14 protein-coding genes are annotated in these 14,292 nt (G+C 70.0%); 4 read left to right on the top strand and 10 right to left on the bottom strand.

What is annotated here, in order from left to right; all coding sequences use genetic code 11:
• Window positions 1–29 precede the first annotated feature (29 nt).
• Together VFR90_RS09730 and VFR90_RS09725 are read right to left on the bottom strand one after the other, a co-directional pair.
• A complete protein-coding gene (locus VFR90_RS09730; RefSeq protein WP_326405927.1) occupies window positions 30–518 on the bottom strand; it encodes a hypothetical protein in 489 nt (162 codons plus the stop codon).
• On the bottom strand, window positions 515–1,663 hold the full coding sequence (locus VFR90_RS09725; RefSeq protein WP_326405926.1) for a JmjC domain-containing protein: 1,149 nt from the start codon (window positions 1,661–1,663) through the stop codon (window positions 515–517). Before VFR90_RS09725 ends, VFR90_RS09730 begins: the two co-directional genes overlap by 4 nt.
• A 29-nt stretch (window positions 1,664–1,692) precedes the next feature.
• Here VFR90_RS09725 and VFR90_RS09720 point away from each other — a divergent pair, with 29 nt between their 5' ends.
• Window positions 1,693–2,214 (top strand): FKBP-type peptidyl-prolyl cis-trans isomerase, encoded by a 522-nt coding sequence (locus VFR90_RS09720; RefSeq protein WP_326405925.1) that lies wholly within the window; start codon window positions 1,693–1,695, stop codon window positions 2,212–2,214.
• A 70-nt stretch (window positions 2,215–2,284) separates the two neighbouring features.
• Here the strand turns inward: VFR90_RS09720 and dut are convergent, their stop codons facing one another.
• Window positions 2,285–2,746: a dUTP diphosphatase gene (dut, locus tag VFR90_RS09715; protein WP_326405924.1), complete on the bottom strand. Its 462-nt coding sequence runs from the start codon at window positions 2,744–2,746 to the stop codon at window positions 2,285–2,287.
• 17 nt (window positions 2,747–2,763) lie between these two features.
• Window positions 2,764–4,026, bottom strand: coding sequence for a bifunctional phosphopantothenoylcysteine decarboxylase/phosphopantothenate--cysteine ligase CoaBC (gene coaBC, locus VFR90_RS09710; protein WP_326405923.1), 1,263 nt, complete (start codon window positions 4,024–4,026; stop codon window positions 2,764–2,766).
• Between the two features lie 92 nt (window positions 4,027–4,118).
• On the opposite strand from coaBC, the gene VFR90_RS09705 reads away from it, so the two are divergent.
• Window positions 4,119–5,507 carry a cytochrome ubiquinol oxidase subunit I gene (locus tag VFR90_RS09705; RefSeq protein WP_326405922.1) on the top strand — a complete coding sequence of 463 codons (1,389 nt, stop codon included), beginning with the start codon at window positions 4,119–4,121 and terminating at the stop codon, window positions 5,505–5,507.
• Window positions 5,508–5,512: 5 nt separating this feature from the next.
• On the top strand, window positions 5,513–6,514 hold the full coding sequence (locus tag VFR90_RS09700; protein ID WP_326405921.1) for a cytochrome d ubiquinol oxidase subunit II: 1,002 nt from the start codon (window positions 5,513–5,515) through the stop codon (window positions 6,512–6,514).
• On the opposite strand, the gene VFR90_RS09695 is transcribed toward VFR90_RS09700, so the two are convergent.
• Genes VFR90_RS09695 through VFR90_RS09675 form a run of 5 tightly spaced genes read right to left on the bottom strand, consistent with a single transcriptional unit; the run spans window position 6,515 to window position 10,724 of the window.
• Complete coding sequence (locus tag VFR90_RS09695; protein WP_326405920.1) at window positions 6,515–6,811, bottom strand: hypothetical protein; 297 nt, start codon at window positions 6,809–6,811, stop codon at window positions 6,515–6,517. It abuts the gene before it with no gap.
• Window positions 6,811–7,065: a sulfur carrier protein ThiS gene (locus VFR90_RS09690; RefSeq protein WP_326405919.1), complete on the bottom strand. Its 255-nt coding sequence runs from the start codon at window positions 7,063–7,065 to the stop codon at window positions 6,811–6,813. The genes VFR90_RS09695 and VFR90_RS09690 overlap by 1 nt, the downstream gene beginning before the upstream one ends.
• Window positions 7,066–7,096: 31 nt before the next feature.
• Window positions 7,097–8,374, bottom strand: coding sequence for an NAD(P)/FAD-dependent oxidoreductase (locus VFR90_RS09685; RefSeq protein WP_326405918.1), 1,278 nt, complete (start codon window positions 8,372–8,374; stop codon window positions 7,097–7,099).
• Window positions 8,374–10,230 carry an aldehyde ferredoxin oxidoreductase family protein gene (locus VFR90_RS09680; RefSeq protein WP_326405917.1) on the bottom strand — a complete coding sequence of 619 codons (1,857 nt, stop codon included), beginning with the start codon at window positions 10,228–10,230 and terminating at the stop codon, window positions 8,374–8,376. Before VFR90_RS09680 ends, VFR90_RS09685 begins: the two co-directional genes overlap by 1 nt.
• Before the next feature lie 17 nt (window positions 10,231–10,247).
• Complete coding sequence (locus VFR90_RS09675) at window positions 10,248–10,724, bottom strand: 4Fe-4S dicluster domain-containing protein (protein WP_326405916.1); 477 nt, start codon at window positions 10,722–10,724, stop codon at window positions 10,248–10,250.
• Window positions 10,725–11,008: 284 nt separating this feature from the next.
• Between VFR90_RS09675 and VFR90_RS09670 the strand changes: the two genes are divergently transcribed.
• Window positions 11,009–13,105 (top strand): sigma-54-dependent Fis family transcriptional regulator, encoded by a 2,097-nt coding sequence (locus tag VFR90_RS09670; protein ID WP_326405915.1) that lies wholly within the window; start codon window positions 11,009–11,011, stop codon window positions 13,103–13,105.
• Here the strand turns inward: VFR90_RS09670 and VFR90_RS09665 are convergent.
• On the bottom strand, window positions 13,084–13,257 hold the full coding sequence (locus VFR90_RS09665; protein ID WP_326405914.1) for a hypothetical protein: 174 nt from the start codon (window positions 13,255–13,257) through the stop codon (window positions 13,084–13,086). The genes VFR90_RS09670 and VFR90_RS09665 overlap by 22 nt on opposite strands.
• Window positions 13,258–14,292 lie beyond the last annotated feature (1,035 nt).

The raw sequence follows: 14,292 nt of genomic DNA, 5'->3' as shown, positions 1-14,292 counted from the left end.
CGACCCCCGGGGCCGGCACGGCCGCGGGCTCAAAGCCCGAGGGTCGTCACCGGGAAGCTGTCCTCGCTGCGCTGCGACAGCGCCTCGATCAGCTTGCGGCAGCGTGCTAGCTCCGCCGCCTCGTGCACCAACTGCCCGCGCAGGCGCAGCGGATCGGTGGCGCGCACCGCGAGATCGGCGCTCAACAGCAGCGTCGGCACCTGAGTCGCCAGTTCCTCGTGCACTGCGAGGCATTGCACGCTGTGCGACCAGACGCGCCGCCAGGCGACCCAGCGCGGGTGGCGGGCGGCGAAATCCCGGTAGCCGGCGGCGAGCAAGGTCAGCCGGCGGCCGGTCCTCACCCAGGCGCCGAGCGCGTCGAGCAGTTCGGCGCGGCCGAGCGGCCAGTGCGCGAAATCGGCGTCGGCCCACCAGATCTGTGCGGCGCCGCGCTCGGCGCTGTGCTGCATCGCGTGGATCAGCGCGCGGGCGAAAGCTTCACGGCCTTCGAAGGCGGCCGGTGCGGCGTCGATGGTCATGCCGGGTCTCCTGCGGCGCGCTCCTGCAGCCAGCCGGCCGCAAGCCAATCGTCAAGCAGCGCGCGGGCTTCGCGGCTCGCGCCGGCGACCCCCGCGGCGTCGAGTGCGAAACGGTCGGCCAGCCGGCGCAGCAGCTTCGCGTCACGCCCGCCTGCCCGCCAGGACTCGCCGTTGATGAACACGTGCGTGTCGTCGTAGAGCATGCGCGTGCCCCGTGCGAGTTCGACCCCTCCGCAGGCGCTGCGCCCCTCGGCCGCGTCGAAGCCGACGCGCGCGCCGGGTTCGCTCAGCGCTTCGCCGAGCACGAGTTCGATCGCACCGGGGCGCCGCAGCGCCCGCTCGACCGCATCGCGCGCGAAGGCTTGCAGCGCCGGCGGCATGCGGCCCGGCTCGGCGCTCGCGGCTTGCGCCGGGTCGCGGTACAGCGCGCCGTCGCCTGCGGCCGGCGCCGCATCGGCCAGCCGCCCGAGCAGCTCGGCGGCGAGCCCGGCGCGCGTCGGCGCACGGAAACCGATCGAGGCGGTCATGCATTCGCCCGCGGCGACGCCTTCGTGCGCCCAGCCGGGCGGCAGGTAGAGCAGGTCGCCCGGCTCGAGCAGTGCCTCCTCGGTGGGCTCGAAGTGCTCGAGGATCTTCAGCGGCAGCCCGGGCTTGAAGCGGGTGTCGCGCGCACGCCCCCAGCGCCAGCGCCTGCGCCCCTGGACTTGCAGCAGGAAGACGTCGTAAGAATCGAGATGAGGCCCGACGCCGCCGCCATCGCTGGCCCAGGACAGCATCAGGTCGTCGAGCCGCGCCGCCGGCACGAAACGGAACGGCCTCAGCAAGGCCTGCGCGGCCGGTTCGTGCAGATCGAGTCCCTGCACCAGCAAGGTCCAGCCGGGCCGGCGCGCCGCCGGCAGCGCGCGCCGCGCGAACGGCCCGCGTCGCAGGCGCCAGCCGCGTTCGTCCTGCATCACGAGCCGCGACTCGACGTCGTCGTTCGCCGCGAGTTCGAACAGCGCCGCGCGCGTCGTCGGCGGCTGCACGCCAGGCATCGCGCCGCGCACCAGCAGCGGCTTCTTCTGCCAATGGCGCTGCATGAATCGACGCGCGCTCGCGCCGCCCAGCAGCGCGAGCGGCGCGTCGAGGTCCGCTCCGTTTCCCATGAAATTCATTGTGCGATCATGACCCGGCCATGCAGATCACTCCCCCGTGCGTCGTCAGCCTGACCTGGCGGCTCGAAGACACCCAGGGCCAGCTCATCGACGAATTGACCGAGCCGGTCGAGTTCTTCGTCGGCGGCGACGATCTGCTGAGCAAGGTCGAGGAGTCCCTGGTCGGCCAGGAGGAAGGCTTCGCCGCGACGCTGCATCTCGAGCCCGAGCACGCGTTCGGCGACTACGACGCCGACCTCGTTTTCTTCGAGGAGCGCAGCGTCTTCCCCGAGCACATCGAAGCCGGCATGCAGTTCGACGGCCTGCCCGAAGGCGCGACCACCCGCGACATGCCGGCCGAGGCGATCTACACGATCACCGAGGTCTACGACAGCCACGTGGTCCTCGACGGCAACCACCCGCTGGCCGGCATGGCGCTGGTGCTGGCTCTGACGGTGCGCGACGTGCGGGAAGCGACGGCCGAGGAAGTCGAAGCCGGCTCGGTCAGCACCTCCGCGCTCAGCGTGCTGAGCGCGATGCCGCCGTCGCCGCACCTGCACTGAGCCCGCCGCCGCTCGAGGCGGCCCAACCCTCCGGCGCGGTGCGCGCCGCCCGAACTTGCGAGAGCAGCGCTCAGTTGCTGCCGGTCGACCCGAAGCCGCCAGCGCCGCGCTCGGAAACCTCGAAGCTCTCGACCACGCGGAAGTCCGCCTGCACCACCGGCACGATCACCAGCTGCGCGATCCGCTCGAAGGGATCGATCGTGAACGGCGCGTGGCTTCGATTCCAGCAACTGACCATCAACGGGCCCTGGTAGTCGCTGTCGATCAGGCCGACCAGGTTGCCGAGCACGATGCCGTGCTTGTGGCCGAGCCCCGAGCGCGGAAGGATCAGCGCGGCAAGGCCCGGGTCGGCGATGTGCATCGCAAGGCCGGTCGGGATCAATGCGGTGCGGCCGGGCTCGAGCACCAGCGGCGCGTCGAGGCAGGCGCGCAGGTCGAGGCCGGCACTGCCCTCCGTCGCGTAGCCCGGCATGCGCTCGGCAAGGCGCGGGTCGAGCACGCGAACGTCGATCCGGGGCCTGCTCGTCACCATTGCGCGCTCGCTGCGGCTCAGGTGCGGATCGAAGCGCGGCGCCGCGCGATCTCGGCGACCAGCAGCCGCGCGAGCATCAGCTTGTCCGCACTCCCGCCATCGGCCGGCAGGGGCTGCTCGCCGTTCGCGTCGACGAGCAGCAGCGCGTTCTCGTCGCGCCCGAAGGTCTGCGGACCGAGGTTGCCCACGACCAGCGGCAGCCGTTTCGCTTCGAGCTTCCTGCGTGCATGCGCGGCGAGGTTCTCGCTCTCGGCGGCGAAGCCGACGCAGAACGGCGCACGGGGCAGCGCGGCGACGGCCGCGAGGATGTCGGTGTTCTCGGTCAGCTCGAAGCTGGGGGCTTCCTTCTTCCCGCTGTTGCCCGCTTCCTTCTTGATCTTGTGCGGAGCCAGCGTTTTCGGCCGCCAGTCGGCGACCGCCGCGGTCGCGATGAAGATGCCGTGATCGGCCGCGAGCGGCAGCACGGTCTTCAGCATCTGCTCGGCGCTCTGCACGTCGAGCCGCGTCACGCCGCGCGGCGTCGGCAGATGCACCGGACCGGCCACCAGCGTGACCTGAGCGCCGGCCTCGCGCGCGGCGCGGGCGAGCGCGAAGCCCATCTTGCCGCTCGACCGGTTCGTCAAGCCGCGCACCGGATCGATGGCCTCGAAGGTCGGCCCGGCGGTGATCAGCACCCGATCGCCGGCGAGCGGCTTCGGCGACAGGAAGGCAGTGACGTCGTCGAGCAGCTCGGCGGCTTCGAGCATCCGGCCGTCGCCGTACTCGCCGCAGGCCTGCGCACCGGAGCCAACGCCGAGCAGCACCGCGCCGTCGGCCGTGATCTGCGCCAGGTTGCGCTGCGTCGCCGGATGGCTCCACATCTCGCGATTCATCGCGGGCGCGACGAGCAGCGCGCAACGCTCGATCGGCCGGGCAAGGCACATGAGGCCGAGCAGTTCGTCGGCCCGGCCCTGCGCGAGCCGGGCGATGAAGTCGGCGCTCGCCGGCGCCACGACGATCGCGTCGGCCGCGCGGGTCGCGTGGATGTGCGGCATGCGGTCGGGCGTCGAGCTTTCGTCCCAGGTGTCGGTCAACACCGGCCGGCCCGACAGCGCCTGCATCGTCGCCACCGTGATGAACTGCTGCGCCGCAGCCGTCATCACCACCTGCACCTCGGCGCCAGCCTTGACGAAGAGCCGCAGCAGCTCGGCCGCCTTGTAGCAGGCGATGCCGCCCGACAAGCCCAGCACCAGCCGCTTGCCGGCGAGATCCTTGAGCGAGGCGGCGGCCGGGTCTTGCATCGCCGGATTATCGACACGCGCCGCCTTCGCTAGAGTCTTGCGGTCGCGCCGGCATCCCCTGGCGCGACGCGACGACACGGAGCTTCGATCCCATGGACGCTCTCACGCTGGCGCGTGCGCAGTTCGGCGCCAACATCAGCTTCCACATCCTCTTTCCCACGATCACGATCGCGCTCGGCTGGCTGCTGCTGTTCTTCCGCTGGCGCTGGCTGCGCACGCGCGACACCGCCTGGCTCGGCGCCTTCCGCTTCTGGACCAAGGTGTTCGCGCTGTCCTTCGCGCTCGGCGTGGTCAGCGGCATCACGATGAGCTTCCAGTTCGGCACCAACTGGCCGGGCTTCATGGAGAAGGTCGGCAACGTCGCCGGGCCGCTGCTGGGCTACGAGGTGCTGACCGCCTTCTTCCTCGAGGCAGGCTTCCTCGGGATCATGTTGTTCGGCCACGGTCGCGTCAGCGAGCGGGTGCACATGATGGCGGCGTTCTTCGTCGCCTTCGGCACGACGCTCAGCGCGTTCTGGATCCTCGCGCTGAACTCCTGGATGCAGACGCCCGCCGGCCACGAGGTGATCGACGGCGTCTTCCACGTGAAGAGCTGGTTCGAGGTGATCTTCAACCCCTCGTTCCCCTACCGCTTCACTCACATGCTGCTCGCCTCGGCGCTGACCTGTGCCTTCCTGCTCACCGGCCTTTCGGCGTGGCAGCTGCTGCGCGGCAAGTCGGCGAATTCGGCGCCGCGCGTGATGCGCGTCGGCCTCACGCTCGCCGCGATCGCGATCCCGGTGCAGATGTTCGTCGGCGACCTGCATGGCCTGAACACGCTCGAGCACCAGCCGCAGAAGATCGCCGCGATGGAAGGCGTGTGGAAGACGGAGAAGGGCGTGCCGCTGCTGCTGTTCGCCTGGCCCGACGGCGAGGCGCGCGAGAACGTCGTGAGCTTCCCGGTGCCGATCCCCGGGCTCGCCAGCCTGATCCTCACGCACGACGTCGAAGGCGAGATCCGCGGGCTCAACGAGTTTCCCGACGCGCATCCGCCGGTCGCGCCGGTGTTCTGGGCCTTTCGCGTGATGGTCGGCATGGGCGTGCTGATGCTGCTGGTGAGCTGGGTCGGCTGGTTCGTCGCGCGCCGCGCGAAGTGGCAGGCCGATCGCTTCCCGCGCCCGCTGCTTTGGGTGCTGGCCGGCATGACGTTTTCCGGCTGGGTCGCGACGCTCGCCGGCTGGTACGTCACCGAGATCGGCCGCCAGCCCTTCATCGTCCACGGCCTCGTGCGCACCGCCGACGTGGTGGCGCCGAGCGTCACCGCCGGCATGGTGAGCACGAGCCTGGGGCTCTACCTCACGCTGTACGCGGTGCTGATCCTGGCCTACGTGCGCGTGCTGGCCTACATGGCTTCGAAGCCGGAGGAAGTGCTGCAACCCAGCGTCGCCGAGGTGTCCGAAGGGCGCAAGGCCGAGGCGCTGGCCGGCGGCAGCGCCTCGTGAACCCGATGAGCTTCGACCAGGCCCTGCCGGTGATCTTCATGGCGTTGATGGGCCTCGCGATGCTGATCTACGTCGCGAGCGACGGCTACGACCTCGGCGTCGGCCTGCTGATGCACCGCGCCACGCCGGACGAGAAGGACATGCTGATCGCCTCGATCGGCCCGTTCTGGGACGCCAACGAGACCTGGCTGGTGCTGGGCATCGGCATCCTGCTGATCGCCTTCCCGCGCGCGCATGGCCTGGTGCTGCAGGAGCTCTACCTGCCGGTCACCTTGATGCTGGTGGGCCTGACGCTGCGCGGCGTCGCCTTCGACTTCCGCGTCAAAGCGCGCACCGCGCGCAAGCCACTGTGGGATCGCGCGTTCTTCGCCGGCTCGCTGCTCGCCTCCACCGCGCAGGGCTGGATGCTCGGGCGCTACGTCAGCGGCTTTCGCAACGACGGCTGGAACTACTCGGTGTTCGCCGCGGCGATCGCGCTCGCGCTGCCCGCGGCCTATGCGCTGCTCGGCGCGGCCTGGCTCATCATGAAGACCGAAGGCGAGCTGCAGGCCAAGGCCGTGCACTGGGCCCGGCTCGCGTGGCTGCCGGTGGTGGTCGGCATGCTGCTCATCTCGCTGGCGACGCCGTGGATCAGCGAGACGGTCCGCGAGCGCTGGTTCTCGCTGCCGGAAGTCATCGCGCTGATGGTGATCCCGCTCGCTACCGCGACGCTGCTGCTGACGGTGCGCGTGGTGCTCGGCAAGCCCATCGTGCGGGGCGAGCTGTGCTGGCTGCCGTTCGCCGCGCTGATCGCGGTGTTCGTGCTGGGCTTCCTCGGTCTGGCCTACAGCATCTATCCCTTCGTCGTGATCGACCGGCTCACCATCTGGCAGGCCGCCAGCAGCCCGGCCGCGCTGAAGGTCATCCTGGTCGGCGTGTGCATCTCGGTGCCGGCGATCGCGGCCTACACGGTGTTCTCGTACAAGGTGTTCTGGGGCAAGGCGACGGCGCTGAAGTACGGGCTGTAGTCACCCGCCCCCGCGCTGCATCTGCAGATCGAAGCGGCGCATGAAGCGCTCGCGGCCGGCTGCGTCGACGCCATCGAAGCGGAAGGCCACCGCCATGCGCGGCATGCTCAGCAAGGCGATGCGCCGCGGCGGCAGCACGCGCCAGTGAAGCCGCAGCCAACCGGCATCGACCCCGACCCGCGCCGACGACGGCCCGAGCTCGAGCGCATGACCATGGCAGGCGCCCGGCAGCCGGGCGAGCCATTCGGCTTCGGTGCCGGCCGTGTCGCGCTCGAACTCGGCGGGAACCGGCTGCATCAGCCGCCGGCGATCGGCGGCCAGATCGCCAGCACGTCGCCCTCCTGCAGCGTGCGAGTGGCCCGCTGCGCCGGCTCGACGTAGACGCCGTTGACCAGCACCAGGTGCACCAGCTTCATCGGCAGGCCGAACGGCGCGATCACGTCGGCGATCGTCGCCTGGGGCGGCACCTCGAGCTCGACGCGGTTGCTCGTGCGCGCCTCGGGCGGCAGGTGGTCGGTGAGGGTCGCGTAGAGCTTGAAGGTGATCTTCATCGTGCGCGGCCCGTCGCGCGCGGCGTTCGCTTCAGCGCGCGCGCGGCGCCGTCTGGGCCCAGTGGGATTGCGCCTGTCCCTGGGCGATGTAGGCCTCGGTCAGGCGCGTCGGGTCGGCCTTCAGCCGATCGCGCCATTCGCCCAGGCGCACCCGGCCTTCGACCAGACCGCGCATCACGCCGACGTGCTCGGTCCAGCCGATGCTGTTGCAGCCGACCAGCCGGTCGGCATCGAACTGCAGGCTGAGGTGCCGGAACGCCGTGTCGTCGGTCAGCTCCACCTGCTCGCCGCCGGGCACGCCCTGCCAGTCGCCGAAGCTGGTGCTGATGAGGCCGAGCGTGTCGAGCACGTTGATCTGCGGCACGCGCTTGAGCACCACGCCGCGGCCGAGCATGTTGAGCGCCGCGATGCCGGCCTGGTCCGCCGCGTTCGGCTGGATCGCGCTGATCACGCGCTGCTTCGTCGCGAGGTCGAAGGCCTCGGCGCAATCGCCGGCGGCGAAGACGCCGGGCACGTTGGTCTCGAGCCGCTCGCTGGCGAGCACGCCGCGTTCACAGGCGATGCCGCTGTTGTCGAGGAAGGCGATGTTCGGCCGCACGCCGGTGGCGCTGATCACCAGGTCCGCATCGAGCGCCTGGCCGTTCGACAGCACGACGCTCATCGGCCGGCCCGCGGCGCGCTCGATCGCCTCGACCCTGGTGCCGGTGAAGACGCGCACGCCCTTGCGCTCGCACCACCGCTTGATCATCTGCCCCGCGGTCGCGCCCATCATCCGCGGCACCATCCGGTCGCCCATCTCGACGACGGTGAGCTCGACGCCGCGCGCCGCGAGCGCCTCCATGATGATGCAGCCGATGAAGCCGGCACCCATCTGCAGCACCTTGGCGCCGGGCTTGGCGAGCTGCTCGATGTGGCGCGCGTCCTCCAGCGTCCAGCAGGGGTGCACGCCGGGGCCGTCGATGCCGGGGATCGGCGGGCGCATCGGCTGCGAGCCGGTAGCGATCAGCAGCCGGTCGTAGCCGAGCGCGCGGCCGTCGGCGAGCGTGACGACACGCGCGCCGGCATCGACCGACTTCGCGCGCCCGTGAACCAAGGCGATGCGCAGCTGCGCGAAATGCGCCGCGCTCTTGCGCAGGTAGGTGCCCGGCTCCTTCACCTGCCCGACCAGTAGGTAGGGGATCGCCATGCGCGAGTACGGGGGCTCCGGCTCGTCGCCGACGACGGTGATCTCGTCGCTCGGCGCATGCTTGCGCAGCGTCTCGGCCGCGATCACGCCGGCCGGGCCGGCGCCGAGGATCAGATGCCGCATCACAAGCCCAGCCGTGCGCGCGTCTCCGGCTTCACCGTGCCGTCGGCATTCCAGCCGCGCACCTCGTAGTACTTCGGCAGCATCTCCGGCAGCTTGTTGACCAGGCCCTTCGCCGGGCCGGTCTTCGCCGGCTCGGTCAGCAGGCGCTTGGGCAGCGTGTCGTCCTTCGCCGTGAAGCCGGCGGCGTTGTTGAAGTCGCGCTCCATGTTCCAGATGCGCTCGCCGATCTCGTTGAGCCGCTCGACGCTGAACTCCTCGCCGCAGGCCGCCTGGATCTGCGGAGCCACGTCGGCCAGCGTCCAGGCGAAGCTGGTGAAGATGCAGATGCCGGCGGAGTCGAAGGCCGCGGTCGCGTCCTGGAAGGCCTTGACCAATTCCGGCTTGCCTTCGGCCGCGAGCGGATCGGTCTTCACCGGGATGCCGAGCACTTCGGAGGCCACCGTGTAGCCGCGCAGGTGGCAAGCGCCGCGGTTGCTCGTCGCGTACGCGAGGCCCATGCCCTGGATGCCGCGCGAATCGTAGGCCGGGAACTCCTGGCCCTTGACGCTCATCGACAGATCCGGGTGGCCGTACTTCGCGGTGAGGCGTTTCGAGCCGAGGCCGATCTCCTTGCCAAAGCCTTCGCCGTTGGCCGTCATTTCCGCGAACTGCACCAGCGCCCGTGCGGAGCCGAAGGGCGCCTCGATGCCGAGCTGCTCCTTCGTGAGCACGCCCATCTCGTAGAGCTCCATCACCGCGCCGATGGTCGCGCCGAACGAGATCGGGTCCATGCCCTGCTCGTTGCACATCAGGTTCGCGTACTGCAGCGCGTCGAGGTCGTTGACGCCGTTCGCGTTGCCCAGCGCCCAGGCCGCTTCGTATTCGAGCCCGCCCGAGGCACCCCAGTACTGCGGTTTGTTCTGCACCGAGAAGTGCGCCGGGTCGATCTTCTGGATGCGCCCGCAGGCGATCGTGCAGCCGAAGCAGGCCTGGTTGGTCACCAGCGGCTTCTTGCCGTCGCTGCCCGGCGCGCTGCGCGGCGTGGCCATGGCTTCGGCGGAGATGTCCTTGGCGCCTTCGAACTGGACGTCGCGGTGGTTGCGCGTCGGCGAGGCCCCGATCTCGTTGATGACGTTCATCAGCACCTGCGTGCCGAAGGTCGGCAGGCCCTGGCCGGTGACGGCGTTGTCGGCCAGCACCTTCTTCGCGGCGAAGCTGGCCTTCATGAAAGCCTTCGGGTCGCGCACGTTGCCCACGCCCTTGGTGCCGCGCACCGCGATCGCCTTCAGGTTCTTCGAGCCCATCACCGCGCCGACGCCCGAACGCCCGGCCGCGCGGTGCAGGTCGTTGACGACCGCGGCGTAGAGCACGCCGTTCTCGCCGGCCTTGCCGATCGACGACACCCGCGTCAGCGGATCCTGGTGCTGCTTCTTGATGATCTCCTCGGTCGCCCACACGCTCTGGCCCCACAGGTGGGCGGCGTCGCGCAGCTCGGCCTTGTCGTTCTCGATCGCCAGGTACACCGGCTTCGGCGACCGGCCTTCGAAGATGACCATGTCCCAGCCGGCGAACTTGAGCTCGGCGCCCCAGTAGCCACCGGAGTTGGAGCAGGCGATCGCGCCGGTCAGCGGGCCCTTGGTCACGACGGTGTAGCGCCCGCCGGTGGAGGCCATCGTGCCGGTCAGCGGGCCGGTCGCCCAGATGATCTTGTTCTCCGGCGCGAGCGGGTCGACCTTCGGGTCGATCTCCTCGATCAAGTACTTCGACGCGAGCCCGCGCGAGCCGATGTAGGCACGCGCCCAATCCATGTTGAGCGGCTCGGACGCGACCGTGCCGGTGGTGAGGTTGACGCGAAGCAGCTTGCCAGCCCAGGACATCTCGTTCTCCTCGCAGCTCAGGACGCGGACGGCTGGTTGCCCAGCTTGTCGGCCCACGCGGCCATCTTGCCGAGGCCGGTCCAGTTGGCGTCGATGAAGGTGATCGCGCCGGTGGGGCAGGCTTCGGCGCAGGCCGGCTCGCCGCCGCAGAGGTCGCACTTCTGCACCTTGCCGGTTTCCTGCACGTAGTTCACCGTGCCGAAGGGGCAGGCGATCGTGCAGACCTTGCAGCCGACGCAGGTGGATTCGCTCACCACCTTCGCGCCGGTGAGCGCGTCGATCGTGATCGCCTCGACCGGGCAGGCGTGCAGGCACCAGGCCTCGTCGCACTGCGTGCAGGTGTAGGGCACCTTGCGGCCGGTGTGGTGGAAGTCGAAGACCTTGATGCGCGACAGGCTCGGCGTGTAGGTCCCGTAGTTCTCGAAGGAGCAGGCCATCTCGCACTGGAGGCAGCCGGTGCATTTCTCAGGGTTCAGGTGCAGGGTCTTCTGCATGGAAGTCATTCCTTCTCGCCGGCAACACGGCGCAGCCTCAGGTGTACCGGACTCGGCACGGGCGTTCATATCCCTGGCTAACCCCGAGTTGCTCCGCCCCGCGGGAGCAGCCGGGAGCAACGGCAGCCGGCGAAACGGCGCGCTACGGGTTTGTCACAACCCGCCCGAGGCTGCGTCGAAATCGAACAAGCCCCCGCGCTTGGCCTAGCATCCGGCCCGCCCTAGGCTGCGTAGTGATGCTCCATCGGTGAGCGCCCGCCGCGCCCGCATCCCTGGAGTCCACGATGCCGCCTTCTTCCAGCCTGCCCGGCGCCACCGCGCCCGCCGCTCCCGTCCACATCGGCCGCCGCCGCCGCGACGACGTGCACGAGCGCGCCGCCGAACGCCCGATCGCCAGCGCGCTGCCGCTCGACCGCGAGCACGTGCTGTCGATCAACGAATCGCACGAGCGCTGCGCGGCGCTGGGGCTCTCGCGCATCGGCACGCCCGACTATTCGCCGGTCGGCCGCGCCGACTTCACCATCACCCGCGAGCGCAACCGCCGCCTGTTCACCCACGCGGCGCCGGTGATGGAGCTGCTGTTCGAGCAGGTCGCCAAGACCGACAGCATGGTGGTGCTGACCGATTCGCAGGGAACCATCCTGCATTCGATCGGCGACGAGGAGTTCGCCGAGCGCGCCGGCAAGGTGGCGCTGGCGCCCGGCGTGAACTGGGCCGAATGCACGCGCGGGACCAACGGCATCGGCACCGCGCTCGTCAACGAGCGCTCGATGCTCGTGCATGCCGACGAGCACTTCATGCACGCCAACCACTTCCTCACCTGCCAGGCGAGCCCGATCCTCGACCCGCGCGGCAACATCCTCGGCGTGCTCGACATCACCGGCGACCGCCGCGGCTACCACCAGCACACGATGGGGCTGGTGAAGATGTCGGCGCGCATGATCGAGAACCATTGGCTGAACGACGACTTCAGCGACGCGCTGCGCCTGCACTTCCATGCGCGGCTCGAGTTCATCGGCACGCTGATGGAAGGCATCCTGGCGATCGACGCCGACGGGCGCATCCTCGGCGCGAACCGCAGCGCGCTCGACGTGCTCGGGCTCTCCGGCGCCGCGCTGCGCATGCACACGGTCGACAGCCTGCTCGGCACGCCGATGGGCGCGATCGCCGGGCGCGGCCGCGCGCTCGCCACCGCTCCGATGCGCATGAGCCTGCCCAACGGCAACCCGGTCTACGTGCAGGTGCGCTGCAACTGGCCGCTTTGGCAGGGACAGTGGGTCAAGAGCGGCGTGCTGGAGGCCGACGCCGAGCCGGCCGCCGAGACGCCCGCGGCCGAGGGCATCGACGAGCCGGAGACCGAGGCACCGGCGGCAGCGGCCGCATCGGCGCTGGCCGCCGCGGCCGGCGACGAGCCGACGCCGCACCAGCCGGGCTTCGCGCGGCTGATGACCGGCGACGCGCAGATCGCCGCGGTTGTCGCCAAGCTCAAGCGGGTGCTCAACCGCGACATCGCGGTGCTGGTGCTCGGCGAAGCCGGCAGCGGCAAGGAGATGCTCGCCCGCGCGATCCATGCCGAGTCGCGCCGCGCGAGCGAGCCCTTCGTCGCGGTGCAGTGCGCGTCCACCTCCGAGGCGGTGCTCGAAGCCGAGCTGTTCGGCTACGCCGAGGGCATGTTCTCCGGCACGCGGCGCAAGGGCGCGCCGGGCAAGCTGGTGCAGGCCACGGGCGGCACGCTCTTCCTTGACGAGGTCGGCGGCCTGCCGGCCGGCCTGCAGGCGCGGCTGCTGCGTGCGCTGCAGGAGCGCCGCGTGACGCCGCTGGGCGCGCAGCAGTCGTTGCCGATCGACGTCGCGCTGGTCAGCGCGACCGACCGCAACCCCCGCGAGCTGATCGACACCCACGCGATCCGCGAGGACCTGTACTACCGGCTCAACGGCCTTGCGGTGCGCTTGCCGCCGCTGCGCGAACGCACCGACCTGATGGCGCTGGTGCGCCGCATGCTGGGCGACGAAAGCCCGAGCCGTGCACCGGTGCTGGCGCCCGACGTCGAGCAGCTGCTGCTGCAGTACGACTGGCCCGGCAACCTGCGCCAGCTCGCCAGCGTCCTCCACACCGCGGCGGTCATGGCGCATGGCGAGCCGCGCATCACCCGCGAGCACCTGGCCGACGACTTCCTTGAGGAGGCACGCCAGCGCCACGCCGCGCTCGCCGCGGCCGCACCCGTGGCGGCGCCTGAGCCCAGCCTCGAGGGCCGCACGCTCGACGAACTCGGCCGCGACGCCATCCGCCGCGCGGTCGATGCGGCGGGCGGGAACATCTCGGTCGCGTCGAAGCGGCTGGGGATCAGCCGCAACACGATCTACCGCAAGCTGCGCTGGTAGGGGCAGCGCATCGGCGCCGCGAGGCGATCCATCGCGAGCTGCGCCTGTTCGAGGAGCGCAAGCTTGCAGTAGCGATTCGCAAAGCCGACTTGCACTTCGGATAAGGAGAAAGGCTTCCCGGCTGGGCGAGCATGCTTGAGCTTGATCAGCATCCTTGCGCCGACATGTCGCCGATCCGTCCCACGCTCGGACATCCACCCCGTTCGGAAGGCCCGCCCTCGCTGCCCGCCTCCTCGGCGTCGACGAGGGGCAAGCCACAGCATCAATCCGACTTGCCGAAAGGCAGGCCGGCATCGCCCCAAGCGGCCTCACCCCGACGCAGCGTCACGCTGTCAAGCGGCCTGCCGTCGCCCTCGCATTCCGACGTCGAACCGCACTCCACGCCTCGTGAAACGCATCCCGTGCCGTTTGATCTGCTCGAGGCGTCCGCAAGCTCACCCACTTTTGCGCTCGTATCGTCAGCCGATCAAGAAGTCGGCTTTGCGTCCGACTCGTCATCCGATAGCGAAACCTACTCTCCGCCTCGCCCGCCCCCGCGAATCAGTCAGTACCCCGGCGCGGTTTGGAAGAGGCCGCCCGCTGTCGATGTGACCGAGGCCTCGGCACGTTCGCCCAGCGTTTCCCCCATACCGTCACCTGACAACGAAGGCGGCTTTGCATCCAACTCGTCCTCAGACAGCGAAATCCATTCCCCGCTTCGAGAGCCGCCGCGAATCAGCAATTACCCTGGGGCGCCCGCTCGGAACAGACCGCCCGCGCTCGATGTGGCCGAGGCCTCCCCGGCACGCTCACCCAGCGTTTCCCCCATATCGTCACCGGATAACAAGGGCGGCTTTGCATCCAACTCGTCTTCCGATAGCGAACTCTATCGTCCGCCGCGAATCAGCAATTACCCCGGGGCGCCCGCTCGGAACAGACTGCCCGCGCTCGATGTGGCCGAGGCCTTAGCACGTTCACCTAGCGGTTCATCCGTATCGGCTCCCGGTCACGAAGGCTTGCTTCCATCTGGGTCAAGACCACCAACTCTTTCACCTGCATCTTCACTGGATCACGAAGGCCTCGTTGTATTCAAAGCGTCACCTGATAGCGAAACCTACTTTCCACTTCGACCGCGAATCAGCGACTACCCTCGGACGGCCTCTCGAAAAGGGCCGGCGGCGCTCGAGCTGCCCAAGGTCGCGGCAAGT

This window comes from Methylibium sp. (assembly GCF_035762065.1).
Classification (GTDB): domain Bacteria; phylum Pseudomonadota; class Gammaproteobacteria; order Burkholderiales; family Burkholderiaceae_C; genus Methylibium.
Note: the sequence above shows the minus strand (reverse complement) of the source record. Positions and strands in the feature narration are given on the sequence as shown.

What these genes read in the sequence shown, in the direction of transcription:
- VFR90_RS09730 (WP_326405927.1), bottom strand. Translation starts at nt 518, where the DNA reads ATGACCATCGACGCCGCACCGGCCGCCTTCGAAGGCCGTGAAGCTTTC.
- VFR90_RS09725 (WP_326405926.1), bottom strand. Translation starts at nt 1,663, where the DNA reads ATGGGAAACGGAGCGGACCTCGACGCGCCGCTCGCGCTGCTGGGCGGC.
- VFR90_RS09720 (WP_326405925.1), top strand. Translation starts at nt 1,693, where the DNA reads ATGCAGATCACTCCCCCGTGCGTCGTCAGCCTGACCTGGCGGCTCGAA.
- dut (WP_326405924.1), bottom strand. Translation starts at nt 2,746, where the DNA reads ATGGTGACGAGCAGGCCCCGGATCGACGTTCGCGTGCTCGACCCGCGC.
- coaBC (WP_326405923.1), bottom strand. Translation starts at nt 4,026, where the DNA reads ATGCAAGACCCGGCCGCCGCCTCGCTCAAGGATCTCGCCGGCAAGCGG.
- VFR90_RS09705 (WP_326405922.1), top strand. Translation starts at nt 4,119, where the DNA reads ATGGACGCTCTCACGCTGGCGCGTGCGCAGTTCGGCGCCAACATCAGC.
- VFR90_RS09700 (WP_326405921.1), top strand. Translation starts at nt 5,513, where the DNA reads ATGAGCTTCGACCAGGCCCTGCCGGTGATCTTCATGGCGTTGATGGGC.
- VFR90_RS09695 (WP_326405920.1), bottom strand. Translation starts at nt 6,811, where the DNA reads ATGCAGCCGGTTCCCGCCGAGTTCGAGCGCGACACGGCCGGCACCGAA.
- VFR90_RS09690 (WP_326405919.1), bottom strand. Translation starts at nt 7,065, where the DNA reads ATGAAGATCACCTTCAAGCTCTACGCGACCCTCACCGACCACCTGCCG.
- VFR90_RS09685 (WP_326405918.1), bottom strand. Translation starts at nt 8,374, where the DNA reads ATGCGGCATCTGATCCTCGGCGCCGGCCCGGCCGGCGTGATCGCGGCC.
- VFR90_RS09680 (WP_326405917.1), bottom strand. Translation starts at nt 10,230, where the DNA reads ATGTCCTGGGCTGGCAAGCTGCTTCGCGTCAACCTCACCACCGGCACG.
- VFR90_RS09675 (WP_326405916.1), bottom strand. Translation starts at nt 10,724, where the DNA reads ATGCAGAAGACCCTGCACCTGAACCCTGAGAAATGCACCGGCTGCCTC.
- VFR90_RS09670 (WP_326405915.1), top strand. Translation starts at nt 11,009, where the DNA reads ATGCCGCCTTCTTCCAGCCTGCCCGGCGCCACCGCGCCCGCCGCTCCC.
- VFR90_RS09665 (WP_326405914.1), bottom strand. Translation starts at nt 13,257, where the DNA reads ATGCTGATCAAGCTCAAGCATGCTCGCCCAGCCGGGAAGCCTTTCTCC.